Below are 26,886 nucleotides of genomic sequence, written 5' to 3'. Positions count from 1 at the left end.
TTGTTTGCCGCCCCAACAGGTTATTCGTCGGCAATGTTGTCAGCGACAGCAGCTTGCGCTGCGGCGACCAGTGCTGCGCCGTCAAAGCCTTTGTCGTTCATCTCGCTGATCCAATGAGCGGTGACGTTTTCGCCTAGCGCTACAATGCGTGCTGTTTCTTCTTCGGACAATGTGGCGATTTCGTTGCCGTCGGCGATCATGACGTCACGCCCAACTGCATCCCCGGTGTCGTGCGCATTACCTGCCCACATGCTTGCCATCATACCAGAGTTCGCGTCGATGATCGCGCGCAGGTCTTCTGGCATGCCGTTATAGACATCTTTGTTCATCGCCCAGATGAAGTAGAGGTTATAAAGTGCGCGGTCACCTGCGACGTCGGTGTGGCTGTCTGTTAGCTCGTTTAGTTTGAGCGAAGGAGACATTTCCCAAGTGATCACACCACCATCAACAACGCCTTTTGACAATGCCTCTGGGAACTGCGGGACGGGCATGCCGATAGGTGTTGCGCCTAGTTCATCCAGCAGCATCGTGGCTGGCCGTGATGGGCCGCGTAGCTTTAGCCCGGCGAAATCTTCGACAGTCTCAATCGCGCCACCGCGTTTGTGTACGATACCGGGGCCGTGCATGTGGGCCGCGATCACGTGAACGTCTTGGAAGTCGTCCATTAGATAGTCTTGGGTGTAGACCCAAGCCGCTGCGCTTGCTTCTTCTGCGGACTTTGTCGTCATGAAGGGAAGCTCAAGCGCTTCGGCCTCGGGGAAACGGTTTGGCTGGTACGCCGGGACAACCCACCCGCCATCAATAGCGCCGTCGCGGATTAGGTCGTATTGGTTCGGCGCTGACCCACCCAATTGCATAAATGGATAGATTTCGACCTTGATCCGACCGTTTGATTGTTCCTCAATCGCATCAGCCCACGGCTGCATGAAATAGGTCGGATTGGCACTGGTTGGTGATACAAAGTGCTGAAAGCGCAATGTGACTTCCTGTGCGATGCTCGAAGTAGCGGACAGGGTAAAGGCTGCCGCAAAGGCGGCATGCTTAATCAGGTGCATGTGATGCATCCTCTCATCTAAATTTTGGGGAAGGGTGCCACCGCTAGCGACACCAATTATATAGTGGTGTTGCCTGCTAGTTGCAAGTCATTCGCAAAAAAGACGGTTTAAACGTTGAATGTTGGGTGAAAACGACCAGAGGGCGAACCTGTGAAAATCTCGCATCCATTTGCCGTTACACCAACGGAATGTTCAAACTGTGCTGATAAGGATTTGTCCGCCGTCACGGCAGTCCAGTCATCGCGCAATACTTCGACATAGGGCCGACCAAGGTTGATCATCGGCTCGATGGTAAAGAACATGCCTTCCTCAAGCTTCGGACCCGTACCGGGGCGCCCAAAGTGCACGACGTTTGGGGGGGCATGAAACACGCGCCCCAACCCGTGACCGCAGAAATCACGGACAACCGACATGCCTTGGCCTTCGGCGTAGGTCTGAATTGCGTGCCCGATATCACCAAAAGTGTTGCCCGGCTTAACGGCTTCGATACCGAGCATTAGCGCATCATGAGTTACATCGATCAGCTTTTTTGCAATCGGTTTTGGCTTGCCCGCAACATACATTCGGCTGCTATCACCGAACCAACCATCGACAATAACGGTGACATCGATGTTAAGGATGTCACCCGCCTTTAGCTTATCATCGCCGCGGCGTTTTTCGAGATCTTTGGACACCGTTTCACTGGCGCCCTTAGGGATGGCCGCGCCAGGTATACCGTGGCAAACGACGTGGTTCACTGAAATGCAGCTTGCGTGCTGATAGCCTTTGTAGCCGATGGTCGCAGATATGGCCCCTGCATCATCGACCATTTGGGTGATCAAGCGGTCCAATTCACCGGTCGTTTGGCCGACACGAACATGCTGTGCAATATCGTCTAGAATTTGCGCAGCAAGCGCACCTGCTGTGGCCATGCCCGCAAAGTCGGTCGCGTCATAAATGCGGATGCCATCTTTGGTGATGCGGCCTTTGTTCGTGTCCACAGTCGTAATCCTTTATCGTGTTATCTGCGACATAGGCGATTTGATGATCAGTTTCTAGGGGACCATCGGGATCAGAGAGCCAAGTTTAATCTCTTGCGGGTTAATCGTGCAGGTTTGCACCAAACTGGTCACACCTACCGCCTTTGCGTTGGCAAAGGCTTGGGCGTAAGTCGGGTCAATATCAGCGGCCAAAGACATTGTGTTGCAGTCCGTCCGCTGGACCAAATAGAACATCACAGCCCGATGCCCTTCTCGAACCATATTCGATAATTCATGCAAATGCTTTGCGCCACGCGCAGTGACACTATCGGGGAATTCAGCCAATGCGGGTGTTCGGTTTAACGTGACGCTTTTGACTTCGACATATGTGTCGGGGCCTTCACCTGTTAACAGAAAATCGATACGGCTGTTTTCACCGTATTTTACTTCGGACCGGACCTGAGTGTAAGGCGGTAGACTAGGTACCTGATGCGCCATCAACGCTGCTTTTAACGCTTTATTCGGTATTGATGTGTCCACGCCGGTGAAATGCCCGTTTTCATGGTCTACTAAGCGCCAGCCATATTTTAGCTTTTTCTTGGGGTCGTCGTTGGGTTCAAGCCAGACCTTGGTACCTTCTTTGGCAAGGCCCATCATTGATCCGGGATTGGCGCAATGTGCAACGGCTTCGCTGCCATCTGGCAAGGTGACGTCGGCTAAGAACCGTTTGTAGCGGCGGATTAAACGTGCGGGGATAAGAGGCGTGGCAAATTCCATAGCGCGCCCTATAACCTGATTATCACTATAGGAGAACCGCAATGCCCAACCCAACTGCTGCGATGCTTGTTATCGGCGACGAAATTCTTTCTGGCCGTACGCGCGATGCAAATATGCATTACCTTGCAGGGCAGTTAACGGCAGCTGGTATTAATCTTTGCGAAGTCCGTGTCGTAAGCGATGATCGCACTGCAATCATTGCGGCCGCTCGGGCGCTTTCGGTTGCGAACGACTATGTTTTCACAAGTGGGGGCATTGGGCCAACGCATGATGATATCACTGCCGATTGCATCGCGGCCGCGTTTGATGTGCATGTCGATGTTCGTGATGACGCGCGTGCGCTGTTGCAGGCACATTATGACGCATCTGGTAAAGAACTAAACGAAGCACGGCTGCGGATGGCGCGCATACCCGATGGTGCAACACTTATTGATAACCCTGTCAGTATTGCGCCGGGGTTCACGCTTGGCAACGTGCACGTGATGGCGGGGGTACCTTCGGTGTTTCAGGCGATGGTCGCTTCTGTTTTACCGACACTTGTAGGGGGCGCGCCGGTGCAATCACGGACCCTGCCGCTCATGCGGGGGGAGGGCGACGTTGCCGCGCCTTTGACTGCATTTGCGCAGGAATACAGCGATCTTTCCGTCGGGTCGTACCCGTTTCAGAAAGACGGTGCTTACGGAACGAATTTGGTCTTGCGCGGGCAAGATACCGTCCGGTTGGATGAAGCGTTGGGGGCACTCAAAAAGGTATTTTCTGTATGAGCTTTCCAACGGCCCAAAAACTATATGCCGTTATCGATGGCACATGGCCCGCAGCGGTCAAACAGGCACTGGGCCCGTGGACAGTGCGGTTAGATGAGAGCAACAGTAGCCGTGTAAACGCGGCAACTGCTGAGCTGCCATACAAAGCTGGTGATATCAAAATTGCCGAAGATGCCATGATTGACGGCGGGCAGCGCCCGCTTTTTATGATCCGTGAGGGTGAAAGTGACTTGGATGATCTGCTTGGCGCGCGCGGTTATCTTATCAAAGATCCGGTGAACATGTACGCGGCAGAGGTCGGTAGTATTGCAGGTACCATCGATGTTGAGCGTACATTGGATGTCTGGCCACCACTTGCAGTGCAGTCTGAAATTTGGGCTGCGGGTGGAATTGGCCCTGGGCGGATCGCAATTATGGATCGTGCGCGGCATCCAAAATCAACGGTACTGGGGCGTATAGCGGATACACCCGCAGGAAGCGGATACGTCGCTGTTGCTGCCGATTGCGCAATGATACACGCGCTAGAGGTCGCAAACACGCATCGTCGTATGGGACTTGCGCGTGACCTTACACGTGCTGCGGCTAATTGGGCATCGGCGCAAGGCGCGACATATCTGACACTGGTCACAACGCAGGAAAACGACGCTGCGAATGCGCTCTATGCTTCCCTTGGTATGACCCTTGTGGGACAGTATCACTATCGGATCTTACCGGAGTAACCCGTTGAACGGTTTCATATCTGCCTTGACGATTGTGCGATCTTTCCGTTCCTGTTTGTTGGCGGGTTTGGCTGTATCCGTGGCGACTGTTGGTGGGGCCGAAACGCTGAATTTCCCAAGTAACGCGACACTTCAGCTTGAAGAATTGAATGCTTTGGACAGCTATGCCGTGCCGATCGGTATTTGGTCTGACGGTGTGCTGCCAATCGAAAATGCCGAAGGAAAACTGACGAAGCAAGCCTGGAGGATCGACGCGCAAGCGCTGACCACGCTTCAGCTATTGCGACCTTTGCGCGAACAACTGCGCAACGATCGATATAGGATCATTTTCGAATGCCAAACCGAAGCTTGCGGGGGCTTCGATTTCCGTTTTGAAACAGTGGCGCTGCCACCGCCTGAGATGCAAATCAACATCGGCGACTTCCGGTTTCTTTCGGCAAGACGGTTTGGGGATGATGGCCCAGAATACATCACGCTATTTATAAGCAGAACCGCGCAAGCGGGATACGTACAGGTCATCCATGTAGGGTCTGCATCGGAAGATACCCTTCCAGTGTCCGCTGCTTCGGGTCCGGCATTGCGCGCAGCTGAAGGGCAAGGTGATATATCTTTGCGCGCTCAGCTTGATGATGTCGGGCGGGCTGTTCTTGCTGACCTATCATTTGAAACCGGTTCATCACGGCTTTCTGACATTAGGTTTTTGTCGCTAGAAGCGTTGGCTGATTACTTAAATGAATTTCCGGATCGTAAAGTGGCGCTCGTGGGTCACACCGATGCATCAGGAAGCCTAGATGTGAATATCGCGCTGTCCAAACGGCGCGCTGGTGCAGTTCTTGAACGGTTGGTTGCAGAATATGGAATCAGCCGTGCGCAATTAGAGGCAGAAGGGATGGGGTATCTCTCACCAATAGCAACGAACCTGACCGAAGACGGTCGCGAAGAAAACCGCCGGGTGGAGGTGATTATCACTTCGACAGTAGAGTGATCATTTAGTGAACAACCAGTTGATCGTTCCAAACGACAATGCGCGCGCGCCCGTCAGCTTTGGCGCGGTATAGCGCTTGATCAGCCTGAGCGAGCAGTGCACTTAATGATAGGTCGGGGCGGTTTTCGACCGCTCCAACCGAGAGTGTAACGCTCAGGTTTGCTTCTGTGCTGTGGTCTGTCGGGTGGAATGCAATTGGTTTAGTCAGTCGCTCCCCAATAATCTGTGCCTGCTGGATGGATGCGTTGCAGAGGAAAATCGCAAATTCTTCGCCACCAATCCGCCCAACAACATCATCCTGACGTACACTCCTTTGGAGTGTTTCTGAGATGCTTTGGAGACAAATATCACCGGCTTGATGCCCGTGAGCGTCGTTAATTCGCTTGAAGTGATCTGCATCAAGAAGAAGTAATGCACCCGTATTGCGATCCTCACGGCGCCGATCAGCGCATTCCAAAAAGGTGCGACGATTGTTTAGTCCAGTTAAGCCGTCTTTACGCGATAATAGTGATAGTTTGCGTTGTAGTCGTACCTGAAACATCATGATCGATAATGCGAATAGTGCAAATGGTCCGCCGACGAAAATCGCGTGTTTAAGGTGATAGAATCTGTCATCAATTATAATAGCACTTTGAAATCGTGCGAAAATGTAATTGGCAACTGTGATGAGGCCCACTGCAACCGCAAATCGCCCGAAGAGCGCAATGGCGCTGTGCGGTTCCAAAATGCGCATCAGTTTTTCCATGTTCGGCCCCCAATTTATAGGAGGCAGACAATAATGGCGAAATCATTAAGGCCGTGTTAATGATGTGCGAAAATCACAACAATCTACCAGTCGTTGGGGCCTTTGTCGGCAAACGCATGTGCTAAAAAGTCAATGAAAGCGCGCACTTTTGGTTGGGTGAAACGACCCGGCGGATAGACCGCGTAGATGCCTTGCGTTTCCACAGGCAGATCTGGAATTGCCTCTTCGACCAAACCTTTGCGCATCGCATCAGCATATAGAAATGACGGAAGATACGCGATGCCAAGTCCCCCCACACAGGCGTTTAGCAATGACTGGCCGTCGTTGACTGTCAGCCAACCAGCTGTGCGGACTTGCCGTTTTTCGCCGGACGGCGCGGTTAGTTTCCACACCGCTGAATTCGCTTGGTTTGAATAGTGCAACAGCTTGTGATCGTTCAGATCGTCGATCTTCTCTGGGCGACCATATTGTTCGAAATATGCAGGACTTGCGATCATGCGGCGCGTGGTTTCGGTCAGCTTGCGTGCACGCAGAGTGCTGTCTTCCAGCTCGCCAATCCGCACGGCCATATCAAAGCCTTCGGAGATCAGTTCGACGTAACGGTTGTTCAGCACCATGTTAACCGTGATGTCCGGGAATTCGCTTAGGAACGTGCCCAACACGGGAGATAGATGGTTAACCCCGAAATCGGTGGCGACACTAATCCGCAACAAACCAGATGGTGCTGATTGCATAGAGGTGACAAGCGCGTCTGCCTCGCCCGCATCGTTTAGGACACGTCGTGCGCGATCATAGTAGGCAAGCCCGATTTCGGTTGGGCTAACGCGGCGCGTTGTCCGATTAAGCAGGCGCGCACCAAGACGTGCTTCGAGTGAAGAAACATGTTTAGAAACAGCGGACTTTGAAATCCCCATTTTCTTGGCGGCGTCTGTGAAGCCACCTTGGTCGACGACCGTGGCAAAGGCTTCCATTTCTGTCAGACGATCCATATGTGTTCCTAAACTTCTAATTTCCATGCTTTTATAGCGAGGGAAATCAGGCAGGAATGGGACCAATGCCTGACAAATCCGGGGTATCCGACCTGTTAAGTCAGGTTAATTGCTTGTTAGAAGCGAATTTTCGTGCTTCGGTTACAATGAGGCGGCGAGCCTCGTGCCTTGATTGATTGCACGTTTTGCATCTAATTCTGCCGCGACGTCTGCGCCGCCAATTACATGCACTGTCTTACCTAAGCTAATTAGTTGATCGGCAAGGCTACGTTCCGGGACTTGACCTGCACACATTACGATAGTGTCTACCGCAATGACATGCGGGTCTTCACGGGTTTCCCCACGCGTCACATGCAGGCCTTCGGCGTCGATTTTTTCGTAGTTTACTCCGCCAACCATTTCGACGTTTTTCATCTGCAAGCCAGCGCGGTGAATCCACCCTGTTGTTTTGCCTAAGCGTTTGCCAAGTTTTTCAGATTTCCGTTGTAGCAGAGTAACTTGGCGCGTTGCGGGTTCCGGCTGTGGCCCTTCGGCCCGCAATCCGCCGCGTGTCGTTTCGGGGTCGCCGACGCCCCATTCTTCGAGCCATTCTTGTAGGTTTTCCGTCGGACTTTCGTCGGTCACAAGGTATTCTGCAACGTCAAATCCGATGCCGCCTGCACCGATGATCGCGACGCGTTCACCGACCTCGGCTTTGCCGCGCAGAACGTCGATATAAGACAGGACATTTGGCCCGTCTTGGCCCGGAATGGACGGATCGCGTGGGGCAACGCCTGTTGCGATGATCGTTTCGTCGAAATCAGCGAGCGTTTCTGGTGTGGCGGTTGTGCCCAATTCCAAAGAAATGTTCGATTTTTCGACCATTGTGCGGAAGTAATCCACCAGACCCCAGAATTCTTCCTTTCCGGGGACTTGTTTTGCCATGTTTAGCTGGCCACCAAGTTCTGTGGATTTGTCAAAAATTGTCACCATATGCCCACGGTCTGCTGCGGTTAGGGCCGCGGATAGCCCCGCAGGACCCGCGCCGACAACTGCGATATTCTTCGGGTTTGAGGTGGGTTCGATAACCAGTTCAGTTTCGTGACATGCGCGCGGGTTCACAAGGCACGACGTCAGTTTGCCGCTGAATGTGTGATCAAGGCAGGCTTGGTTACATGCGATGCATGGCGCAATTTCAGCGGGTTTGCCGGCGGCTGCCTTGGCGACGAAATCAGGGTCGGCAAGGAACGGACGGGCCATGCTGACCATGTCTGCGCAACCATCGGCAAGTACAGATTCACCAACGTCAGGCATGTTGATACGGTTGGATGTGATGATTGGGATTTGAACCTCGCCCATCAGCTTTTTGGTGACCCAAGTGAAGGCGCGGCGCGGGACCGATGTTGCGATCGTTGGAATGCGGGCTTCATGCCAGCCGATACCAGTGTTCAGGATCGTGGCACCTGCGGCTTCGACTGCTTTGGCAAGCTGAACGACTTCTTCCCATGTGGACCCGTTTGGCACGAGGTCGATCATGGATAGGCGGTAAATCACAATAAAGTTTGGGCCAACGGCCTCGCGGACGCGGCGGACGACTTCGACGGGAAGACGCATACGGTTTTCATATGATCCACCCCATTCGTCAGTGCGTTTGTTCGTATGGGTGACCAAGAATTGGTTCAGGAAGTACCCTTCGGACCCCATGACCTCAACGCCATCATAGCCGGCCTCTTGGGCGCGGGTGGCGGCGGTGACCATGTCGCTGATCTGTTTTTCAATTCCTTCCGCGTCCAGTTCGGTCGGCGGGAACGGAGAGATCGGCGATTTGATTGCCGAAGGGGCGACGCATTTGGGGCTATAGGCATAGCGGCCAGCGTGTAGGATTTGCATTGCGATCTTGCCGCCAGCGTCATGGACACGGTCGGTTACGATGCGGTGGTTTGCGATGTCCTCGTCCGTGTAGAGGCCAGCCGCGCCGGGGAAAACGCCGCCTTCGGGGTTGGGTGCCATGCCGCCAGTCACCATAAGACCTACGTCACCACGCGCACGCGCTGCATAGAATTCCGCGACGCGGTTCCAGTCTTTCGTTTCCTCAAGGCCAGTGTGCATCGACCCCATCAGCACGCGGTTCTTAAGTGTCGTAAAGCCCAGATCAAGCGGAGCGAGAAGATGTGGATAATCGGTCATTGCGTGCCTCCCATTTGGGCAAATCATGACTGAAGCTGACGCGCACGTCATCCTGTACGTGGCGTAAGATATATCCGTTCCGCGAAATTTCATCGGTTGTTTCGCGAGCAAGACCAAATATGAATGCTGTTAAGATGAAAAAGCGACATGGATGGCACCGATGGATATTACCCTGCTCAAAACCTTTCTAGAGGTCGCAGCGACAGGATCGTTCGTGTCTGCGTCGGATCGTCTATATGTGACGCAATCTGCGGTTTCGTTGCGTATCCAGCGGCTCGAGGATTCACTTGGTAAGCCGATGTTCACCCGTTCAAAGGCAGGGGCAGAGCTGACCAACGCCGGACGTGAGTTTGAACGCTATGCGTTGTCGATTATCCGCGTTTGGGAAGAAGCCCGTCAGCAAGTCGCCATCCCCGAAGGGTTTACCCGCAGTCTTACAATCGGTGCACAGTATTCGCTTTGGCCGCGCATGGGCTTTCGTTGGATCGACGGGCTAAGAGAAACAATGCCAGACCTGAATATCCGCGCTGAACTGGGGATGCCGGATCGGCTTACTCGGTTTTTGATCGAAGGGATCATGCACGTCGGACTGCTTTATATGCCACAGCTGCGGCCGGGGTTGGTGGCCGAACAAGTATTAGAAGAAGAACTGGTGATGGTGGCGTCATGGAAAAATCCGACGATGGATTTGGGCGGGCGCTATGTCTTTGTCGATTGGGGGCCTGAATTTGTGGGTGCGCATGCGCAAGCCCTGCCAGAGCTGACAAACCCCGGACTTACCTTTTCGTTGGGTGCGATGGCGGCGGAATATATCGTCAATCGGCAGGGCGCGGCATATCTGCCGGCGCGCTATGTCAAAAAGTACATTGATGCCGGACAGTTGTTCTTGGTCCCGGATGCGCCGCGCTTTCCCTATCCAGTGTGGGCTGTTTGGCGCGACGACGTAGATCCAGAAATTCGCAAGGTTGCGGCGCAGACTTTACACAGTGTTACAGATGTCGCTGAAGCCGATGGCGAGGCGGTACTGGCCCAGCTGCGTGACATTAGTGAGGATCACGAGGTTGAAGTGCTCGGAGAGCCTCACGATCATGAATAAGCAATAATCATGGTAAGCATGATTATTTTGAATTTTCCTTATTGACGGGTTGCCGCTAGATATCCGCTCAGCAGAGATGCTCCCGTTCCTTGAACCGGACGGGTCACCTTCTTGGGAGAGGATAGCCCCATGACAAACAACGTATTTATCATCGCTGTAATCAGCGGCTTCATCGCAACAGCTGGTGCAGCACAAACGACTGCTTTCACTAACCAAGACGCCTCAGCGGATGCTGTTGATGATCTGGAAGAAGACATTGAAGATGACCGTGAGCGGGATCTTGGCCGTTTCGGTAACGAAGGTCGTGAGCTTGGTGCTTATGGTTCGGTCGCGCTTCGTGGTACATCTGTAAAAGATGACGACGGCACAACAACCGATGTCGGTCTTGGCCTGCGTTACGGCACATATGACGGCCTGAACGGTATCGACCTGACAGCTAGCCTTGCTTACGGCGAAACTGATGGCGTCAAAACAGAAGACACTTTGCTTGCGGGTATCGATTACCGTCGTGACCTGACAAACACTCTGTTTGCGTTCGGCAAATTGGAAGCTGGTTTTGACAACATGGCTGACACTGACGGCGACTTTAAGCAGGACATCTTTGTGGGTGCTGGTCTTGGTTACCGTATCTACAACGCTGCTGACGTACAGTGGTCTGTTCAGGCAGGCCCAGGTTACCGCACAGCAAAGCGTGTGAACATGGAAGACGTATCTGAAGCAGCTGCTTCTGTGTCATCTAACGTGTTCAAGAGCCTGTCTGACGCGACTTACATCACGAACGACACAGATGTGATCTATTCGGAAACTGCGACAACACTGGTCAACGAACTGGCACTGAACGTCGCAATGACAGAAACTCTGTCGCTGCGTACAGGTTACACAACCTCGTTCAACAGCGAAACAGATGCTGACCTGTCCGAAGGTGTGAACACACTGGGCGTTTCGGTGATCTACAACTTCAACTGATCATTTGATCAGCGTTCCCAAGCCTCTGAGCGAACGATCGGGGGAGATGCAGATGGCGGTGAAAACCGCCATCTGTTTACGTTTAACCGTTACTGCAATGATGACGGAATGCTTGTTTTAGCATGTCCAGTTCAGAACGTAGCAGATCGACCTCTGCACGGATATCTTCGGCAAGAGCTTCGCCCGACAGCAAGGAAAAGCTGCCTAGTGTGTCGCCGGTATTGTCACTAATGATGAATGTCTGAACGCCGTCACTGATGAGATGTGCGGGAACTGGTATTTTGACACGCCAAACACCTTCTTTTTCTGGCTCAAGCTGCAGGCTATCAACGGTTTCGCCTTGATGGGTCACGACCAAATCAGGTTTTTCGGCCCCTTCTGCTTTCAGGGACCCTTCCCAGACGCCAGCAATAAGTCGAGTTTTGGTTAGTGTAAATTTGGCCATAATGGCTCCTTGCGGGGCATTCAGATTTCCGCACGTGGATAGCGGCATATGTTTAAGTCGCGGATTGTGACTTTGTTCATGTTCGGGTTTTCAAACAGCAAGTCGATCCATATTTTTTCGGTTCGGGCTTCATTCAGTTGCGTGTATGCAAGATCGAATTCGGCCATCGTTTCGCGTTGGTCTGACGGAAGGGTTAGCAATATCTGTTCGGTATTCGGCCCGTTTTTGACGTTTAGGCGCGCATAAATATTGATGGGTGTTTCGCGTTCAATCACCGCCGATAACTGGATGACGTGCCGCTTTTTCAGTCCCGTGGATGCGGCGGTGGGTAGATCAACAACCAAAGACAGAAAGCTACCGCCAAAGTGATACACTTCGAGCATGAGACCGTAGGCAGCAAGGTCATCAGCGCGCAGATTTCGGTATTGGGTTAAGCTGATTTCGGGCTGATTGCAGTCGTGAAAGATGCCGACTTCACTACCAATTTTTTCACGGTTTAATGCTGGTGCAAGGCCACGTTTCCAAAGGCCTGCACGCCACGCCATTGGGCGCCAAGACCAGTCAGTGCCTGCGGGGCGTGTGAAAGTATTGGTCCCAATTCGTGGCAGAGCGAGCCTATCTTCAGCGATATAGCTAAGTTCTTGGAGCGGGATCAAAAGCTGTCGCGCATTTTGGCGTAGCGCGCGCAGCGTCGACAGTTCCGCATTCGGCGCATTGCGTGCTGCAGCCGTCCAACGTGCCAGTGAAAGCCGCTGCATTAACCGCCCAAGAACGCCGGTTGGATTGATCGCCATGTCCGCAGCCTTTCCTTATCGCCCTAAGGTAACATGAAATCTGTTAGATATCGGAAGTTTGCGTTGCCTGAATAAGAACAGCCGGAGCGATCCCAACAGCCATAGCATTTAACAACCAAATTCCTGTGCTGTCATCGAGCGGAGCAGCAGATAATCCGCGTAAGGCAACGGTTACAAGTCGGCCATTCACGTCCGTAAATGTGCGCCATTCTTTGTCCTGTAGCCCGCCCATACTATGTGGTGCGGTGTCGTTAAACGCGACGGTGACGCGACCGTCAGATATCTGTGTGGAAACGTCACTTACTGTGCTGCTGTCGCCCGCGTTGCTAAGTAATATCGCGCCGGCTTCGGATTGGAGAAAGTTGCGCATATCGGTTTCTGACCCTGTCACGGTCCCGGACCCGTCGGCACCAACTTGGATAGTGGCGAGTGCAACTGCGCTGGGAAGGGCTTGGTCGGCACCCAGGGTTGCACAGGGCGCGATCACTGCGAAGTCAGCGCTTGGGCGGCTTGCGTGATCATCGACGCAAAACCCAGCTGGGGCACGGGCGACGACATCGCCGCCCGCCAATGCAATGGATTTTTGCGGAGACACAGTCGTGCAAGCTGACATTACCAACACGCCTGCTATCCCCGCAATAAAACGGATCATGTTCTTACAGATCCATGTAGATGTGTTTTTCGTTTTTCGCACCCGGATGCGTCACTGCGCCAAGACGTGTTGAACCCACCAATTGGGCGTATTTCCAAAGCGCGCCAGACGCGTAGATCGTTTCCTTTGGCCCTTTCCATTTCGCTTTGCGTTCGGCCAAAGCCTCATCAGTCAGGTCTACTGACAGTTCGCCTGTGATCGCGTTGATGGTGATCATGTCGCCGTCTTCAAGCAATGCAATTGGCCCGCCGTGCGCGGCCTCTGGGCCAACGTGACCCACGCAGAAACCGCGTGTCGCACCAGAGAAACGACCGTCGGTGATCAGCGCGACTTTTTTGCCCATGCCTTGGCCAGACAAGGCAGCCGTTGTTGCCAGCATTTCGCGCATGCCTGGGCCACCTGATGGGCCTTCGTTGCGGATTACCAGAACTTCACCTTCTTTATATTGGCGCGCTTTGACGGCCTCGAATGTGTCTTCTTCGCATTCGAACACGCGTGCTGGGCCGGTAAAGACCTGTTGTTCTTCATCCATTCCGGCAACTTTTACGATCGCTCCTTCGGGTGCAACGTTGCCTTTCAGGCCAACAACACCACCGGTTTTAGTGATCGGATTTTCAACAGAGTAGATGACCCTGTTGTCAGCTTCGCCTTTGATCATGTCCAGCTCTTCGCCGATTGTACGGCCGGATGCTGTCATGCAGTCTTCGTGGATCAGACCCGCTTTGCGCAGTTCCTTCATCACGACAGGAACGCCGCCTGCTTCGTAAAGGTCTTTTGCGACGTATTGACCGCCCGGTTTCAGGTCTACGAAATACGGTGTATCGCGGAAGATGTCGCAAACGTCGAACAGGTCAAAGTCGATGCCAGCCTCGGCCGCCATTGCGGGCAGGTGAAGACCTGCGTTTGTTGATCCGCCTGTACAGGCCACAACGCGCGCTGCGTTTTCGAGCGATTTGCGCGTTACGATATCGCGGGCGCGGATGTTCTTTTCGATCAGGTTCATGACCGCTTCACCAGAAGCGACGCTATACTGATCGCGTGATTCATATGGCGCAGGGGCGCCGGATGAGTTCATGAGCGCAAGGCCGATTGCCTCGGAAACACATGCCATCGTGTTGGCTGTAAACTGACCACCGCAAGCACCCGCAGAAGGGCACGCAACGCGTTCTAGGACTTCGAGTTCTGCATCAGACATGTTGCCCGCTTGGTGTTGGCCAACGGCTTCGAAGACGTCTTGAACTGTTAGGTCTTTGCCATTCAATCGGCCCGGAAGGATCGAACCACCGTAAATAAAGACGGATGGCACGTTCAGGCGGATCATCGACATCATCATGCCGGGCAGTGATTTGTCACAACCCGCAAGTCCGACCAGCGCGTCATAGCAGTGACCGCGCATCGTCAGTTCAACTGAATCGGCGATTGCTTCGCGTGATGCCAGCGATGCGCGCATGCCTTCGTGGCCCATCGCGATACCATCGGTGACGGTAATGGTTGTGAATTCACGGGGCGTACCATTCGCCGCTTTAACACCGAGCTTTACAGCTTGGGCCTGACGGTTCAGCGAAATGTTGCAAGGAGCAGCTTCGTTCCAGCAGGTCGCGACGCCAACAAATGGCTGCGCAATATCGTCTTCGTCCAGACCCATTGCGTATAGATAAGAGCGGTGCGGTGCACGGCTTGGGCCTACGGTGACGTGGCGGCTTGGTAGGTTGGTCTTGTCGGCTTTGCCTTTAAGCATTGGCTTGTCTCCCGGGAACTGATGTCGCAGGTCTAAAAGTTGGACGGGGGTGACGCAAGTTAGAACTGCGCTTGCGGGCGCGCAGATATGCGGCCTAATGTCCGCTATGACTGATCCATACGCCCTACATCACAGCTTTGTTAATGTCGCCGCGCGGGCGCCACAGCTTTGGCGGGTGGCCTTGGTGGTTGTTGGTTTCGAGGTGATTTTCGCGCTGTCACCAGACATCATGATGATTTTCTTATCTGGCGAGGCTGCTCGTGACGCATATTTAGAAGGTACATCAGCCTTCGGGACGCTCGCACAATTTTTTACATTTGTTATTGGTTGCGTGGGGCTGGTGATGTTGTTGAACCTTGTGCATGGGCGCGGATTCTGGTCGTTGATTGGTCCCGCACAAAGTGCATGGCGCAATTTATGCGCTGTCGCGTGGGGTGTTGCGCTTGTGTTGCTCGCGCAAGAGCTGCTGCCACCTTGGTATGATCTAGGGAGCGGTGTCGAAGTCCGCCCCTTTGCGCGGTGGCTGTTGCTGATTCCGGTTACTTTGCTAGCCCTGTTGGTGCAGGTGGGGACCGAAGAGATGTTATTTCGCGGTTATTTGCAGCAACAGTTTGCCTGCCTATCAAAGCAGCGTTGGGTTTGGATGGGTATCCCTTCCATCATGTTTGGCGGGTTGCACTACTGGAATGGAAATGGCGCCACTGAAGGACTTATGTGGGCGCTTTGGGCGACAATGCTTGGGGCTGCATGTGCTGATCTTACTGCTCGAAGTGGGAATCTAGGCGCGGCCGTTGGCCTGCATCTTGCGAACAACGCGTTTGCTATATTGTTGTACGGGATCAGTGGTTGGGCCGGCACAGGGGTTGCTTTGTTCCTGTTTCCTTACGTTGATCCAATCGAATACTCTGCAGAGATCAGTGCACTGCCTACCCCATGGATCATATTTCAGGTCGCTGGGCAGATGCTGTCCGTTCTTGTGATGTGGCTTGCTGCGCGGATCGCTATTCGCAAATAAATCAGGCGGGATCATGATGGTTTTGTGCCTTGGGGTGATCACCACTGATTGCATTTCGTGACGCCTCGTCATATCTGAAAGGCGTTAATGCAAAAGGCGCGCCAATGAACTGGATCACCAACTACGTCCGTCCGACGATCAACTCGCTTTTTTCGCGCCGTGAGGTGCCTGAAAACCTTTGGACCAAGTGTCCCGAGTGCGGAACCATGTTGTTCCACCGCGAACTGGCCGACAATCTGAACGTATGTACGAACTGCGATCACCACATGGCGATTTCAGCGCGTGAACGTCTTGTGTCGATCTTTGATGGTGGCGTGTTCGTCGAAGTTGCTGTGCCAGAGCCAGTCGCTGACCCACTGCATTTCCGTGATCAAAAGAAATACACAGACCGCATCAAAGAAGCCCGTAAGAAGACGGGCGAAAAAGATGCAATGCTGGTCGCCGAGGGCGAAATGGGCCGTACGCCTGTTGTTGTCGCTGTTCAGGACTTTTCCTTTATGGGCGGGTCGATGTCGATGTACGTCGGCAACGCGATTGTTGCCGCTGCTGAACGCGCAATTGCGCTGGGCCGTCCGCTGATCCTGTTTTCCGCCGCTGGTGGCGCACGTATGCAAGAAGGCATTCTTGGCCTTATGCAAATGCCGCGCACCACGATTGCGGTTCAGATGCTCAAAGAAGCAGGCTTGCCTTACGTCGTCGTGCTGACCCACCCAACAACCGGTGGTGTGACTGCGTCCTATGCGATGCTGGGCGACGTGCAGATTGCTGAACCCAACGCGCTGATCGGTTTTGCCGGTGCCCGCGTGATTGAACAGACGATTGGTGAAAAGCTGCCCGAAGGGTTCCAGCGTGCTGAATACCTGTTGGACCACGGTATGCTGGACCGCGTGACAAAGCGCACCGATCTTAAGGACGAACTGACCACTATTCTGCGGATGCTGATGGGGCTTGAAGCCCCTATCAAAGGTGACTTGCCTGCGCCCGAAATCGTTGCCGAAGCGGTTGAAGAAGCACCAAAAGAAACACCTGCGAAAGACGCAAAGTGACAGCGTCGTCTGATGTGATCCTTGAAAGGATGATGGCCTTGCATCCCAAGGTCATCGACCTGACCTTGGACCGCGTTTGGACCTTGCTTAAAAAACTGGACAATCCCCAAAACCGTTTGCCGCCTGTCATCCATTTAGCAGGTACGAACGGCAAGGGATCGACCCAAGCCATGATCCGCGCAGGGTTAGAGGCGGGTAATGCCAAGGTGCATGCTTACACCTCACCGCATTTGGCGCGGTTTCACGAACGTATCAGGCTCGCTGGTGAGCTGATCACGGAAGAGGCGCTGACCGAAGTCTTAGACCGTTGCTATCAGGCCAATGGGTCTGACTCGATTACCTATTTTGAAATCACCACCGTTGCTGGTTTGCTGGCGTTCGCTGAAACGCCTGCCGACTATACGTTGCTCGAGGTTGGATTGGGCGGGCGCCTAGACGCGACGAATGTGATCGATAAGCCAGCGGTAACCGTGATCACGCCTGTGGATTTGGACCATCAGCAGTTTCTGGGCGATACGCTGGCGCAGATCGCTGGCGAAAAGGCTGGGATCATTAAGCGGGGTGTTCCCTGTGTCGTTGGCCCGCAACATGACGAAAGCATGGACGTGATCGAAAACATCGCCGCCCGTCTTGGCGCGCCTCTTTATGCATACGGTCAGCAGTGGCACGTCAGTGCAGAGCATGAACGGCTGATTTATCAGGATGAGCGCGGGTTGCTTGATTTGCCGCTGCCGAACCTACCCGGACCACATCAGATCTTGAACGCAGGTGCCGCGATTGCGACCCTGCGCTTGCTAGGCAAAGACGAAGCCGCCTGCGAAGCAGCAGTGACCCGCGCCTATTGGCCTGCTCGGATGGAGCGTCTGACCAAAGGTGCGCTTGTTGATCTTGCTGCACCGGCAGAGCTGTGGCTGGACGGTGGTCATAACCCCGCCGCTGGTCGCGCGCTTGCCGAGACATTGCGCCAGCAACCCAAACGGCCGACCCATTTGATATGCGGTATGCTGAACACCAAAGATATCGGCGGCTATCTTGCGCCGCTGTCTGAGGTGGCGGACACGCTGACAGCGGTGTCGATCCCGGGTGAGGCTAACACGATCCCTGCCAAAGATACGGCAAAGGCCGCCACGGACGTCGGGATGCCAGCATCGGTGGCTGTTAGCGTGACGGATGCTATCACTACGATCAAAGCGTCAGCACCAAATGCCCGCATTCTGATCTGCGGATCTCTGTATCTCGCGGGTCATGTCATGCGTGAGAACGCCAAGTGATCCGCGCTGGTGCCGTCATATTGTCGCTGGCCGCGACGCAGGCGAATGCTGCTGATTTCTATTTTTGTTGGATCGGCGCGAATGACTATACAATGACCGGTCAGATGACGATCCCGGACGCGGCGCTTAGCCAGCCCATGGTGACCGAAGCAGACGTGACGCGTTTCAAAATCGCGGGCTATCAGGCAGGTTCTTTGTTGGGAAAGTGGGACATGGCAACGCGCCAAGACGGCGCAAGTTGGATGTTACGCTATGACCCGGGCCGCGCTGTGTTCGCGACACCGGGGGAACTGGGTTTAGGGGTGACGCAGGCGTGGAACGCGAACGGGAACGCGAATGACTGTGGTAATCCGGGTTTTGGTTTCAACCTTGGAAACTATGCGCAGGATTTTTGCGTGAACGGACAGTGGATTGAGGAAAGCGGCATGCCGCCAGATACACCGTTTTTGGTCAGCCCGGTGCCCGTTGATCCATATTGCCGAACTTACGCACCGGTAAGTTAACGCCGATTCGCGAATCACTCTATTGACTGCGAATCACTTCATCGCTTAGTGTCGTTTTCAACGCGAAACGCCATACGTAATAGGCGTGCCGGAGCAGTCTTGGCAGGGCGAGTAGGCGGGCTTTCGGGCCTGTCTTCTTGTGCCAGCGGCAGGGCTTAGGTCATTCACGTTGCGACAACCCGCCATGATCACGAGGACGTGTTTGCATGACTGGCATAGTCCCTTTAGGCTCAAGGTGAACCTGACCAAAAGGCCTGATTAAATCGTGCTAAAACGCTTACTTTCTGCCGTCGCTGTTTCTTGTCTGTTGTCTTCTGGGTCTGCGGTACTAGCCGACCCCAATGCTGGGGCGTACCTTGCCGGGCGGCAAGCCGTCCACGACCATGACTATGGTTCCGGAGCAAGGTATCTGACCGAAGGACTGCTTAGCGATCCGTCGAACCCCTATCTTCTTGACCGCGCGATGACATCTTATGTTGCGCTTGGGCAGATGGATCAGGCAATTTCTATTGCCCAAGCTATCGTTGATCAGGGCTTTAATAGTCAGGTGGCGCATCTGGTTTTACAGATGGCAGACGTGAAGTCGGAAAATTGGGACGGAGTTTTTCAAGCGTTAGAAAAAGGGCGTACCGTTAGTCCACTGATCGATGGCGTCGCCCAAGCTTGGGCGCATCTTGGGAATGGTGACATGACTAAAGCCAGCGCTGGCTTTGACCGTGTGATCGAAACCGAAGGTATGGTGGTTTATGGCGTAACGCACAAAGCATACGCGCTTGCGTCTGTTGGCGATTTCGAAGGCGCCGAAGCGATGTTTAGTATGCGTATCCCCGGTGGGATGCGGTATAACCGACAAAGCGGTATCGCCCATGCGCAAATCCTGAGTCAGCTTGGCCGGAACGAAGATGCGTTGGTGATCCTTGAGGGGGTTTTTGGCGCGCAGTTGGATCCGGGTCTTGCGCAGCTGCGGGATCAATTGCAGGCGGGTGAAGCTGTCGCCTACAGTGCGGTCACCACGCCTGAACAGGGGATGGCGGAAATTTATCATATCACAGCTGGCGCGATCCAAAACGATGTGCCAGATGCTTATACGTTGATGTATGCGCGTGCGGCTAACTATCTATGGCCCGATAATACTGTCGCAACGTTGATGACTGCTGGTTTGCTGGAAAAACTTGGGCAGTACGACCTGTCGAATGCAGCTTACACGAGCGTCCCACGTGACGATCCTGCATTCCATGCTGCCGAACTTGGCCGTGCTGATGTATTGCGTTCCGGTGGTCGTGTCGAAGCCGCGATCGAAGTTTTGGATGCGCTGGCCCGCAGTCACCCTGATTTGCCACAGGTCTTTACCAACCAAGGCGACACCCTTCGGCAGGCTGGCAGGTATGAGGAAGCGGGCAGGGCCTATACACGTGCGATCGAACTTTATGCTGACGATGATCCGACCAAATGGTTTGCTTACTACACACGCGGAATTTGCGAACATAAGACTGATAATTGGCCCGCTGCTGAGGCTGATTTTCGCGCGGCGTTATCGTTGCAGCCGAACCATCCGCAGATACTGAACTATCTGGGGTATTCTTTGGTTGAACGCGGTGAAAAACTGGATGAAGCACTTAGCATGCTTGAAACAGCCGCCGCCGCACGTCCAGATCACGGCGCGATTATCGATAGTCTTGGCTGGGTTTTGTTCCAGCTTGGTCGTTATGACGAAGCCGTTGGATTGTTGGAAAGTGCTGCAGAGCTGGAACCCGTCGATTCCGTTGTGAATGACCATCTTGGTGATGTGTACTGGGCCGTCGGCCGTGAAATAGAAGCAAAGTTCCAGTGGAATAGGGCGTTGTCGTTTGACCCTAAAGAGACAGAGGCATTACGCATCCGCGACAAGTTAGAACGTGGATTGGATTTGGTGCGGCTTGACGAAGGCCTTGCGCCGATCCGGGTGGCCAGTGGCGACCATTAAGGCAATAGCACCGGCCAAGGTTAATCTTACCTTACATGTAACAGGACAACGGGCAGATGGGTACCATTTGCTGGATAGTCTTGTCGTATTTGCGGGTGTTTCTGATCAGCTCACGGCGACGATTGCGCCAGATATGCGTATTTCGGTGAATGGGCCGTTCTCGATTGGTGTGCCGACTGACGAAGGCAACTTAATGATGCGCGCTGCGGACGCTTTGCGGATCGCACGCGGTGTGGACAAAGGCGCAATGCTGACGCTTGAAAAGCATTTACCGCACGCCGCCGGTATTGGCAGCGGATCGTCAGATGCTGCTATCACCCTCGCGATGTTGGCCGAGCTTTGGCAGGTTGATCCATTGCCTGCGACCGCACCAGAAGTGGTAGCATTGGGCGCTGATGTGCCCGTTTGTTTGCGTGCACCCAACCCGACACGGATGTCGGGGATTGGTGATGTGCTTGCCTCTGTGCCGCAACTACCGCCATGTGCAATCGTTTTGGTGCGGCCTCGGGTCGATGTCCCGACGGGGCAGGTGTTTAACAGCATGACAGATAAGAATGGTGCGCCAATGACCCCGTTGCCCGAAGGCGCCGACCATGATGCTTTCGTAAATTGGCTAAAGGCGCAGCGAAACGATATGCAGGCCGCCGCCGAAAAGATCGCGCCGGAGATCAGCGAAGTCATTGCCAAGCTGGAGTCTTTGCCCGGGGTGAGTGTCGCGGGCATGTCGGGTTCGGGTGCCAGCTGCTATGGTTTGGTCAAGGATATGGCGACGGCACGCCATGTCGCGCGGATCGTCCAAGTGTCAAAGATGGATTGGTGGGTCGCCCCGGCCGAGGTCTTAGGCACAGGGCAGGTGTTTTAGCTTAGCCCAAGCGCTTGCTGGATTTGATCCATGTGGGTCACGGGCGTTGCACCTGTATCGCCAATACGCGCTGGATCACCATCGGCCACATACCCAAAGCAGGGCATTCCTGCTGCTTTGGCAGCTAAGAACCCAGCGGGCATATCGTCGATCATTACAGCGTCTTGTGGCGTGACGCCCATGTCTTTCGCGATTTGTAGCAGCATATCTGGTTTGGGCTTTGGTCCGTGGTCGTGGCCAGAATAGATGCGCCCGTCGAATAGATCGAAAAGGCCGCTTGGCGTCAGGCTGATTTCCATTTTCGGAATTGGCCCGTTGGACGCAATCGCACGTTTGATGCCTGCGCGGTCTAGCGCATGGATTAGGTCAATGACCCCTTCGATCACAGGGACGCCGTTGCGCAGTGCTTCGAAAACTTCAGCATAGATGTCATCAACCCATGTGTCAGGCAGAACCGCGCCGCGACGGGTTGCTTCAATTCCGACGCCTTCGATTGTGCCGCCAGCGAAAAGCCGGTGCACGTCATCTGGGCTGATCGCTAGACCAAAGTGGGTCAGGCTGGCCGAGATGATTTTATCAGTTGTTGGTTCGGTATCCACAAGAACGCCGTCGCAGTCGAAAATCACGAGTTTAGGAGTCATTAATTAGCCTTCAAGAATGTGACCCAAGTATCGCCATAGCGGCGTTGGTCGAGCGTCGTAAAACCGGGTGGTGCGATTTGGGCGGTGCTTTCTTCCCACACGATCAGCGCATCTGGTGCAATCCAGCCAGCGGCGTTGGCAGCAGCAAGCGCCTTTGCACCCAACCCTTGGCCGTATGGCGGATCAAGGAACGCCAACGCGCAGGGGTCGCCTTGGGGAAGGCGCGATGCGTCACTGCTAATCAACGTCGTGTCGGATTGTCGGCGCAGTTTGGCGATGTTTTCGCGGATCAGCTTTTGCGCGACCCGCCCGCTATCGACAAAGGTCACATGAGATGCGCCACGTGACAGGGCTTCAAGCCCAAGCGCACCGGTGCCCGCGAATAAATCCAACACGTTCATATCCGCGATAGGATTGCCAAAACGTCCACCTAGCAGAACGTTGAATAGGCTTTCGCGCACGCGGTCGGTCGTGGGGCGCAGATGCGCACCTGCGTCGCCTTTGCCGACAGCGGCTAGCGCGGTGCCACGATGGGTGCCTCCGATGATCCTCACGGCTTTAACAGCGCCTTCATGTCGGTGGCCGGGTCGGTGATCGCCGCTGGGGCAGGGCTCCGGCATGCTTCGATTAGGCGCTTGCCGATCATGTAATTGCGCGGGTCGTTCATCGCGTCGACAGCGAGCAGTTCGTCGCCTTTGTAGTACCAGTTGGACTGCACACCGGGCGCGTCCCCTTTGCGGATGTAAACATCGGTATAGCCAATGTTTAGCCCCGCAATTTGCAGCTTGCAGTCGTATTGATCAGACCAGAACCATGGCTTCGGCGTATATTTTTCGTCGCGCCCCATGATGTTGCGCGCGACGGCCTCTGCCTGATCAATGGCGTTACCAACGCTTTCAAGACGGATGCGCTCGCCCTTGAACAAACAAGATGCGCAATCACCTGCCGCCCAGATATGTGGGTCCGAAGTACGCCCGTGGCTGTCAGTGGTGATGCCATTATCGACGGCGATGGCAGCGCTTTCAGCTAGGATCGTGGCAGGGTTGATACCAACACCAACTACAGCAAAGTCGATCTCTAATTCGGTGCCATCGGTCAGCAGCGCACCCGTGACGTGGTCGTCGCCCAGCAATCGATCAAGACCGACACCTTCGCGGATATCAACGCCATGCGCGCGGTGAAGCTCGCGAAAATAGTCTGATGTCTCTGGGGCCGCGACGCGCTGTAGAATACGGTCTGCCATTTCGACCAAAGTAACCTTTAGCCCGCGCTTTGCGGCGACGGCTGCCGCCTCCAGTCCGATATAACCACCGCCGATGATCAGCACATGTTTGTTGGCGACAAGGGCAGGTGCCATCGCATCCGCATCGCTCAGGTCGCGCATCGCATAAATACCGTCCAGCATTCCACCGACCGAGGCGGGCAGCATGCGCGGATGCGCGCCGACTGTGAGAGCTAAATCATCGTAAGAGATGACTTCTTCGTCAGATAGCGTGATGGTTTTATTTTGACTATCGACCGCAACCACGCGTGTATTGAGGCGCAGGTTTATCTTTTGATCAGCATAGAATTCTTCGGGCCGTAGATACAGCCGCTCTTCGGCCATTTCCCCAAGTAAATAAGCCTTTGAAAGCGGCGGACGCTGATAAGGTGGCACCTTTTCTGCGCCGATAAGTGTAACATCACCATCAAAGCCTTCGCTGCGCAGTTTCGCAGCGAGAGACGCGCCTGCCTGACCTGCACCGACAATGACAACGTGAGCCATACCTATCTCCTTGGGGTTCACCCTCTTGTTTCAGGGACATCTATATGTGAGTCATCAAAAGATACAAACACGAAGGGGCTATAATAATGACTATCAAAACAGGTGATACACTTCCGGCCGCAACATTGTTGCAAATGGGCGAAGACGGACCAGCACAAGTGTCACTTTCAGACAAGCTGACGAACCGCAAAGTGGTGATCTTTGGTTTGCCGGGCGCGTATACTGGTACATGTTCTACGGCTCACGTACCAAGCTTTATGATCACGCATGATGATTTCAAAGCCAAAGGCGTTGATGAAATTATCTGCATTTCGGTCAATGATCCGTTTGTGATGAAAGCATGGGGCGACGCAACTGGCGCTATCGACGCTGGCATCACAATGCTGGCCGACGCCGAAAGCGCGTTTACAACCGAAATCGGAATGAACTTTAGCGCGGCGCCGGTAGGTTTCGTGAACCGGTCTAAGCGGTATTCGATGCTGGTAGATAACGGCGTGATTACAATTTTGAACGCCGAAGCGAACCCAGGTGAATGCGAAATTTCTGCTGGTGAAACATTGCTTGAGGCAATGGAATAAAATCAAATGGGCGGCGCTGAATGCACCGCCCATTTTTTGTTATGATTGGGACTGAACCAGCGTTCGTGTCGGGAACGGAATGTCGATACCCGCTTGATCAAGCGCCTCTTTGACTTGACGTTTCATATCAGCCTGAAACTGGAAAAAGTCACCGCTATCACACCAAACGCGCACCAGAAAATCAACAGAGCTATCGCCGAGGTTATTCACCTGAATGAACGGGGCAGGGTCCGTTTTTGCGCGTGGATCGGCAAGGATAGTGTCGCGGATAACCTGTTCGGCATTTTTAAGATTTGCGCCGTAACCAACTCCAAATGTCCATTCGGCCCGTCGTGTGGCGTAGGTCGAGTAGTTTACGATGGTGTTGCCCCAAACCTGTGCGTTGGGGATGATGATTTGTAGATTGCCGGGCGACGCCAGTTCAATAAAGTTCAAAGTGATGTCTTTTACGGTACCCATTTGGCCGGATACTTCGACAAAATCACCAATTTTTACTGGACGGAAGAACACGATCATCACACCAGCTGCGACGTTTGACAGCGTGCCCTGCAAAGCAAGACCAATCGCCAAACCTGCGGCACCGATGACGGCGACGAACGAAGTGGTTTCGACGCCAAATGTGTTCAACACAAATAGGAATGCGAAGCCAATCGCGATATACCGCGCTATATTCCCAAGGAAATTGAACAGTGTAATGTCGAGATGTTTGTTGTTTTCACCAAGATGAACGAGCCGTTTTCGTAACCAGCCACCGATCACAAAGCCGGCGATGATGATCAGTAACGCCGCAACGACATTACCAAAGATCGAGGCTAGAAACTCAAGCGTCAGTAGATCTCCGATGGTTTTGCCATTCCAGATGGCGGTGTTTAGTAGCTTGTCCAAGTCAGCCCCCTGCGAGTTTATCCAATTTTGCGCCAAGTTTGGCGTCGAGGGCCGATAGACCACCTGCGTCATGCGTGGTCAACGTGACGTAGACGGTTTTATAGATATTGGACCATTCGGGGTGATGGTTCCATTTTTCGGCCCAGATCGCCGCACGAGTCATAAAGCCGAAGGCGTCGATGAAGTTGGAAAACGTATAGGTTTTTTCAATCGCGTCGCGGCCGCTCACAAACCCCCATCCGTTTTCCAGAAGCGGGGTGATCAATTCGTTGCGTTCGGCTTCGGTCAATGTGTCAGTCATTGCTGTTCCTCACGGTTGGTTTTGCGGAATGGACCATAGCTGGTCAGAACTTCGATTTCGTGGTCGATGGCGTCACGTTCGGCATCAAGATAGCGCGCGACCGCATCTCGAAAGCCTGGATCGCCGAACCAATGCAGCGAATGGGTGGTGACGGGTAGATATCCCCGCGCCAGTTTGTGTTCGCCTTGTGCACCCGCCTCGACCCGTGACAGGCCGTGGGTGATGGCGAATTCTATTGCCTGATAATAACAAAGTTCAAAGTGAAGGCAGGGGTGGTGTTCGATACAGCCCCAATAGCGCCCGTAAAGCGTTTCGCGCCCGATAAAATTCAGCGCCCCAGCCACGGCGCGGCCGTCGCGCACCGCCAGCACCATCATCATATCGTCGCGAAGGGTTTCTTGAGCGCAGTCAAAGAAATTCCGCGTCAGATAGGGGGTGCCCCATTTGCGATTGCCCGTGTCTTGGTAAAACTGCCAGAATGCATCCCAATGTTCGGGCTGAATATCATCGCCTGTCAGGGTAATGATATCTCCGCCAAAGCTTTTCGCTTGTGCGCGTTCTTTTCGGATGTTCTTGCGCTTGCGACTGGATAGCGTGGCAAGGAATGCATCGAAGTCTTTATAGCCGTCGTTGACCCAGTGGAATTGCTGGCCAATGCGGGCTAGCAGACCCATTTCCGCGCCCGCGATTGCTTCTGCTTCGGTACAAAATGTGGCGTGGACGGATGAGATTTCGTTGTCTGCGGCGATCTGGATCGCGCCTTGGATCAGGGCGGACATTCCGATCACCTCATATCCCGGTCTTGTCAGAAACCTGCGTCCTGTGGCCGGGGTAAAAGGTACTGCGATTTGGAGCTTGGGGTAATATCGCCCGCCCGCGTTTTCATAGGCATGCGCCCAGTTGTGATCAAAGATGTATTCGCCCTGACTGTGTCCCTTTGCATAAAGTGGTGCTGCGGCGATCATTTGGCCGTTTTGGCGAACCGTCAAATAGCGTGGCTGCCAGCCACTAGCACCACCAACGGACCCGCTGTCTTCAAGCGCCTTTAGAAACCGATATGTCGTGAACGGATCATGGGGGCGACCGTCTGTTGCCTCTGGGCACGCGCAAGCATCCCAGTCGGCTGGGTGAATGTCCGCAAGGCTGGGATGGGCGGCGACTTCGATTGGGGTGTCTGTCATATCATCAGACTTGGGTGCGATCTGC

At 54.1% G+C, this 26,886-nt stretch carries 28 protein-coding genes; 12 read left to right on the top strand and 16 right to left on the bottom strand.

Features of this window, described 5'->3' with window-relative positions:
- Positions 1 to 20 precede the first annotated feature (20 nt).
- The 3 genes from CLV80_RS16050 to sfsA all read right to left on the bottom strand — a co-directional run bounded on the left by CLV80_RS16050 (position 21) and on the right by sfsA (position 2,791).
- Positions 21 to 1,055 carry a TRAP transporter substrate-binding protein gene (locus tag CLV80_RS16050; protein WP_106358953.1) on the bottom strand — a complete coding sequence of 345 codons (1,035 nt, stop codon included), beginning with the start codon at positions 1,053 to 1,055 and terminating at the stop codon, positions 21 to 23.
- 107 nt (positions 1,056 to 1,162) lie between these two features.
- On the bottom strand, positions 1,163 to 2,035 hold the full coding sequence (gene map, locus CLV80_RS16045; RefSeq protein WP_106358952.1) for a type I methionyl aminopeptidase: 873 nt from the start codon (positions 2,033 to 2,035) through the stop codon (positions 1,163 to 1,165).
- Positions 2,036 to 2,089: 54 nt separating this feature from the next.
- Positions 2,090 to 2,791, bottom strand: a complete 702-nt coding sequence (gene sfsA / locus CLV80_RS16040) for a DNA/RNA nuclease SfsA (protein WP_106358951.1) — start codon at positions 2,789 to 2,791, stop codon at positions 2,090 to 2,092.
- Positions 2,792 to 2,832: 41 nt separating this feature from the next.
- Between sfsA and CLV80_RS16035 the strand changes: the two genes are divergently transcribed.
- The 3 genes from CLV80_RS16035 to CLV80_RS16025 are packed head-to-tail and all read left to right on the top strand — an operon-like array spanning position 2,833 to position 5,259.
- A complete protein-coding gene (locus tag CLV80_RS16035; RefSeq protein ID WP_106358950.1) occupies positions 2,833 to 3,555 on the top strand; it encodes a competence/damage-inducible protein A in 723 nt (240 codons plus the stop codon).
- Positions 3,552 to 4,274: a GNAT family N-acetyltransferase gene (locus tag CLV80_RS16030; protein ID WP_106358949.1), complete on the top strand. Its 723-nt coding sequence runs from the start codon at positions 3,552 to 3,554 to the stop codon at positions 4,272 to 4,274. Before CLV80_RS16035 ends, CLV80_RS16030 begins: the two co-directional genes overlap by 4 nt.
- A gap of 4 nt (positions 4,275 to 4,278) precedes the next feature.
- Entirely contained in the window at positions 4,279 to 5,259 is a 981-nt protein-coding gene (locus CLV80_RS16025; RefSeq protein WP_243394603.1) for an OmpA family protein, read from the top strand.
- A gap of 4 nt (positions 5,260 to 5,263) precedes the next feature.
- Here the strand turns inward: CLV80_RS16025 and CLV80_RS16020 are convergent, their stop codons facing one another.
- From CLV80_RS16020 to CLV80_RS16010, 3 genes are all read right to left on the bottom strand, one after another.
- Positions 5,264 to 6,004, bottom strand: a complete 741-nt coding sequence (locus tag CLV80_RS16020; protein ID WP_243394602.1) for a GGDEF domain-containing protein — start codon at positions 6,002 to 6,004, stop codon at positions 5,264 to 5,266.
- Between the two features lie 83 nt (positions 6,005 to 6,087).
- Positions 6,088 to 6,993: a LysR family transcriptional regulator gene (locus CLV80_RS16015; protein WP_106358948.1), complete on the bottom strand. Its 906-nt coding sequence runs from the start codon at positions 6,991 to 6,993 to the stop codon at positions 6,088 to 6,090.
- Positions 6,994 to 7,134: 141 nt separating this feature from the next.
- Positions 7,135 to 9,159: an NADPH-dependent 2,4-dienoyl-CoA reductase gene (locus CLV80_RS16010; RefSeq protein WP_106358947.1), complete on the bottom strand. Its 2,025-nt coding sequence runs from the start codon at positions 9,157 to 9,159 to the stop codon at positions 7,135 to 7,137.
- 160 nt (positions 9,160 to 9,319) lie between these two features.
- Between CLV80_RS16010 and CLV80_RS16005 the strand changes: the two genes are divergently transcribed.
- Both CLV80_RS16005 and CLV80_RS16000 read left to right on the top strand, forming a co-directional pair.
- The gene (locus tag CLV80_RS16005) at positions 9,320 to 10,255 is read left to right on the top strand and encodes a LysR family transcriptional regulator (protein WP_106358946.1); all 936 of its coding nucleotides are present in this window, start codon (positions 9,320 to 9,322) and stop codon (positions 10,253 to 10,255) included.
- A gap of 129 nt (positions 10,256 to 10,384) precedes the next feature.
- Positions 10,385 to 11,221 (top strand): DUF481 domain-containing protein, encoded by an 837-nt coding sequence (locus CLV80_RS16000; protein WP_106358945.1) that lies wholly within the window; start codon positions 10,385 to 10,387, stop codon positions 11,219 to 11,221.
- Positions 11,222 to 11,303: 82 nt separating this feature from the next.
- On the opposite strand, the gene CLV80_RS15995 is transcribed toward CLV80_RS16000, so the two are convergent.
- Genes CLV80_RS15995 through ilvD form a run of 4 tightly spaced genes read right to left on the bottom strand, consistent with a single transcriptional unit; the run spans position 11,304 to position 14,850 of the window.
- The gene (locus CLV80_RS15995) at positions 11,304 to 11,666 is read right to left on the bottom strand and encodes a hypothetical protein (protein WP_106358944.1); all 363 of its coding nucleotides are present in this window, start codon (positions 11,664 to 11,666) and stop codon (positions 11,304 to 11,306) included.
- A gap of 20 nt (positions 11,667 to 11,686) precedes the next feature.
- On the bottom strand, positions 11,687 to 12,460 hold the full coding sequence (locus CLV80_RS15990) for a DUF6478 family protein (RefSeq protein WP_106358943.1): 774 nt from the start codon (positions 12,458 to 12,460) through the stop codon (positions 11,687 to 11,689).
- A 43-nt stretch (positions 12,461 to 12,503) separates the two neighbouring features.
- A complete protein-coding gene (locus CLV80_RS15985; RefSeq protein WP_106358942.1) occupies positions 12,504 to 13,112 on the bottom strand; it encodes a dihydroxy-acid dehydratase in 609 nt (202 codons plus the stop codon).
- A gap of 4 nt (positions 13,113 to 13,116) precedes the next feature.
- Positions 13,117 to 14,850, bottom strand: coding sequence for a dihydroxy-acid dehydratase (ilvD, locus tag CLV80_RS15980; RefSeq protein ID WP_106358941.1), 1,734 nt, complete (start codon positions 14,848 to 14,850; stop codon positions 13,117 to 13,119).
- Between the two features lie 97 nt (positions 14,851 to 14,947).
- Between ilvD and CLV80_RS15975 the strand changes: the two genes are divergently transcribed.
- The 6 genes from CLV80_RS15975 to CLV80_RS15950 all read left to right on the top strand — a co-directional run bounded on the left by CLV80_RS15975 (position 14,948) and on the right by CLV80_RS15950 (position 21,510).
- A complete protein-coding gene (locus CLV80_RS15975; RefSeq protein WP_243394601.1) occupies positions 14,948 to 15,865 on the top strand; it encodes a CPBP family intramembrane glutamic endopeptidase in 918 nt (305 codons plus the stop codon).
- A gap of 104 nt (positions 15,866 to 15,969) precedes the next feature.
- A complete protein-coding gene (accD, locus tag CLV80_RS15970) occupies positions 15,970 to 16,911 on the top strand; it encodes an acetyl-CoA carboxylase, carboxyltransferase subunit beta (protein ID WP_106358940.1) in 942 nt (313 codons plus the stop codon).
- On the top strand, positions 16,908 to 18,182 hold the full coding sequence (locus CLV80_RS15965; protein WP_106358939.1) for a bifunctional folylpolyglutamate synthase/dihydrofolate synthase: 1,275 nt from the start codon (positions 16,908 to 16,910) through the stop codon (positions 18,180 to 18,182). Before accD ends, CLV80_RS15965 begins: the two co-directional genes overlap by 4 nt.
- On the top strand, positions 18,179 to 18,685 hold the full coding sequence (locus CLV80_RS15960; RefSeq protein ID WP_106358938.1) for a hypothetical protein: 507 nt from the start codon (positions 18,179 to 18,181) through the stop codon (positions 18,683 to 18,685). The genes CLV80_RS15965 and CLV80_RS15960 overlap by 4 nt, the downstream gene beginning before the upstream one ends.
- Before the next feature lie 265 nt (positions 18,686 to 18,950).
- Entirely contained in the window at positions 18,951 to 20,648 is a 1,698-nt protein-coding gene (locus CLV80_RS15955; RefSeq protein ID WP_106358937.1) for a tetratricopeptide repeat protein, read from the top strand.
- Positions 20,635 to 21,510: a 4-(cytidine 5'-diphospho)-2-C-methyl-D-erythritol kinase gene (locus tag CLV80_RS15950; RefSeq protein WP_106358936.1), complete on the top strand. Its 876-nt coding sequence runs from the start codon at positions 20,635 to 20,637 to the stop codon at positions 21,508 to 21,510. The genes CLV80_RS15955 and CLV80_RS15950 overlap by 14 nt, the downstream gene beginning before the upstream one ends.
- On the opposite strand, the gene CLV80_RS15945 is transcribed toward CLV80_RS15950, so the two are convergent.
- The 3 genes from CLV80_RS15945 to CLV80_RS15935 are packed head-to-tail and all read right to left on the bottom strand — an operon-like array spanning position 21,507 to position 23,916.
- On the bottom strand, positions 21,507 to 22,151 hold the full coding sequence (locus CLV80_RS15945) for an HAD family hydrolase (protein ID WP_106358935.1): 645 nt from the start codon (positions 22,149 to 22,151) through the stop codon (positions 21,507 to 21,509). The two genes, CLV80_RS15950 and CLV80_RS15945, sit on opposite strands and share 4 nt — an antisense overlap.
- Positions 22,151 to 22,705 carry a 16S rRNA (guanine(966)-N(2))-methyltransferase RsmD gene (rsmD, locus tag CLV80_RS15940; RefSeq protein WP_106358934.1) on the bottom strand — a complete coding sequence of 185 codons (555 nt, stop codon included), beginning with the start codon at positions 22,703 to 22,705 and terminating at the stop codon, positions 22,151 to 22,153. Before rsmD ends, CLV80_RS15945 begins: the two co-directional genes overlap by 1 nt.
- Positions 22,702 to 23,916, bottom strand: a complete 1,215-nt coding sequence (locus CLV80_RS15935; RefSeq protein ID WP_106358933.1) for an NAD(P)/FAD-dependent oxidoreductase — start codon at positions 23,914 to 23,916, stop codon at positions 22,702 to 22,704. Before CLV80_RS15935 ends, rsmD begins: the two co-directional genes overlap by 4 nt.
- 86 nt (positions 23,917 to 24,002) lie before the next feature.
- Between CLV80_RS15935 and CLV80_RS15930 the strand changes: the two genes are divergently transcribed.
- Positions 24,003 to 24,494, top strand: a complete 492-nt coding sequence (locus CLV80_RS15930) for a peroxiredoxin (protein ID WP_106358932.1) — start codon at positions 24,003 to 24,005, stop codon at positions 24,492 to 24,494.
- 39 nt (positions 24,495 to 24,533) lie between these two features.
- On the opposite strand, the gene CLV80_RS15925 is transcribed toward CLV80_RS15930, so the two are convergent.
- The 3 genes from CLV80_RS15925 to CLV80_RS15915 are packed head-to-tail and all read right to left on the bottom strand — an operon-like array spanning position 24,534 to position 26,861.
- Positions 24,534 to 25,379, bottom strand: coding sequence for a mechanosensitive ion channel family protein (locus CLV80_RS15925; RefSeq protein ID WP_106358931.1), 846 nt, complete (start codon positions 25,377 to 25,379; stop codon positions 24,534 to 24,536).
- Between the two features lies 1 nt (position 25,380).
- Positions 25,381 to 25,680: a 4a-hydroxytetrahydrobiopterin dehydratase gene (locus CLV80_RS15920; RefSeq protein WP_106358930.1), complete on the bottom strand. Its 300-nt coding sequence runs from the start codon at positions 25,678 to 25,680 to the stop codon at positions 25,381 to 25,383.
- The gene (locus tag CLV80_RS15915; RefSeq protein WP_106358997.1) at positions 25,677 to 26,861 is read right to left on the bottom strand and encodes a GNAT family N-acetyltransferase; all 1,185 of its coding nucleotides are present in this window, start codon (positions 26,859 to 26,861) and stop codon (positions 25,677 to 25,679) included. Before CLV80_RS15915 ends, CLV80_RS15920 begins: the two co-directional genes overlap by 4 nt.
- Positions 26,862 to 26,886 lie beyond the last annotated feature (25 nt).

The organism is Yoonia maritima, from assembly GCF_003003285.1.
GTDB classification, from domain to species: Bacteria; Pseudomonadota; Alphaproteobacteria; order Rhodobacterales; family Rhodobacteraceae; genus Yoonia; species Yoonia maritima.
The sequence above is the reverse complement of the archived record's forward strand: the minus strand, read 5'-3'. Positions and strand labels throughout refer to the sequence as shown.

Excerpts from the sequence above, each read along its gene's own strand:
- CLV80_RS16010 (WP_106358947.1), bottom strand. The coding sequence starts at position 9,159 with ATGACCGATTATCCACATCTTCTCGCTCCGCTTGATCTGGGCTTTACG.
- CLV80_RS15945 (WP_106358935.1), bottom strand. The coding sequence starts at position 22,151 with ATGACTCCTAAACTCGTGATTTTCGACTGCGACGGCGTTCTTGTGGAT.
- ilvD (WP_106358941.1), bottom strand. The coding sequence starts at position 14,850 with ATGCTTAAAGGCAAAGCCGACAAGACCAACCTACCAAGCCGCCACGTC.
- CLV80_RS15975 (WP_243394601.1), top strand. The coding sequence starts at position 14,948 with ATGTCCGCTATGACTGATCCATACGCCCTACATCACAGCTTTGTTAAT.
- CLV80_RS15930 (WP_106358932.1), top strand. The coding sequence starts at position 24,003 with ATGACTATCAAAACAGGTGATACACTTCCGGCCGCAACATTGTTGCAA.
- CLV80_RS16015 (WP_106358948.1), bottom strand. The coding sequence starts at position 6,993 with ATGGATCGTCTGACAGAAATGGAAGCCTTTGCCACGGTCGTCGACCAA.
- CLV80_RS15920 (WP_106358930.1), bottom strand. The coding sequence starts at position 25,680 with ATGACTGACACATTGACCGAAGCCGAACGCAACGAATTGATCACCCCG.
- CLV80_RS15990 (WP_106358943.1), bottom strand. The coding sequence starts at position 12,460 with ATGGCGATCAATCCAACCGGCGTTCTTGGGCGGTTAATGCAGCGGCTT.
- CLV80_RS16035 (WP_106358950.1), top strand. The coding sequence starts at position 2,833 with ATGCCCAACCCAACTGCTGCGATGCTTGTTATCGGCGACGAAATTCTT.
- accD (WP_106358940.1), top strand. The coding sequence starts at position 15,970 with ATGAACTGGATCACCAACTACGTCCGTCCGACGATCAACTCGCTTTTT.
- CLV80_RS15915 (WP_106358997.1), bottom strand. The coding sequence starts at position 26,861 with ATGACAGACACCCCAATCGAAGTCGCCGCCCATCCCAGCCTTGCGGAC.
- CLV80_RS15995 (WP_106358944.1), bottom strand. The coding sequence starts at position 11,666 with ATGGCCAAATTTACACTAACCAAAACTCGACTTATTGCTGGCGTCTGG.
- CLV80_RS15935 (WP_106358933.1), bottom strand. The coding sequence starts at position 23,916 with ATGGCTCACGTTGTCATTGTCGGTGCAGGTCAGGCAGGCGCGTCTCTC.
- sfsA (WP_106358951.1), bottom strand. The coding sequence starts at position 2,791 with ATGGAATTTGCCACGCCTCTTATCCCCGCACGTTTAATCCGCCGCTAC.
- CLV80_RS16020 (WP_243394602.1), bottom strand. The coding sequence starts at position 6,004 with ATGGAAAAACTGATGCGCATTTTGGAACCGCACAGCGCCATTGCGCTC.
- CLV80_RS16000 (WP_106358945.1), top strand. The coding sequence starts at position 10,385 with ATGACAAACAACGTATTTATCATCGCTGTAATCAGCGGCTTCATCGCA.
- CLV80_RS16005 (WP_106358946.1), top strand. The coding sequence starts at position 9,320 with ATGGATATTACCCTGCTCAAAACCTTTCTAGAGGTCGCAGCGACAGGA.
- CLV80_RS16050 (WP_106358953.1), bottom strand. The coding sequence starts at position 1,055 with ATGCACCTGATTAAGCATGCCGCCTTTGCGGCAGCCTTTACCCTGTCC.
- CLV80_RS15985 (WP_106358942.1), bottom strand. The coding sequence starts at position 13,112 with ATGATCCGTTTTATTGCGGGGATAGCAGGCGTGTTGGTAATGTCAGCT.
- CLV80_RS16030 (WP_106358949.1), top strand. The coding sequence starts at position 3,552 with ATGAGCTTTCCAACGGCCCAAAAACTATATGCCGTTATCGATGGCACA.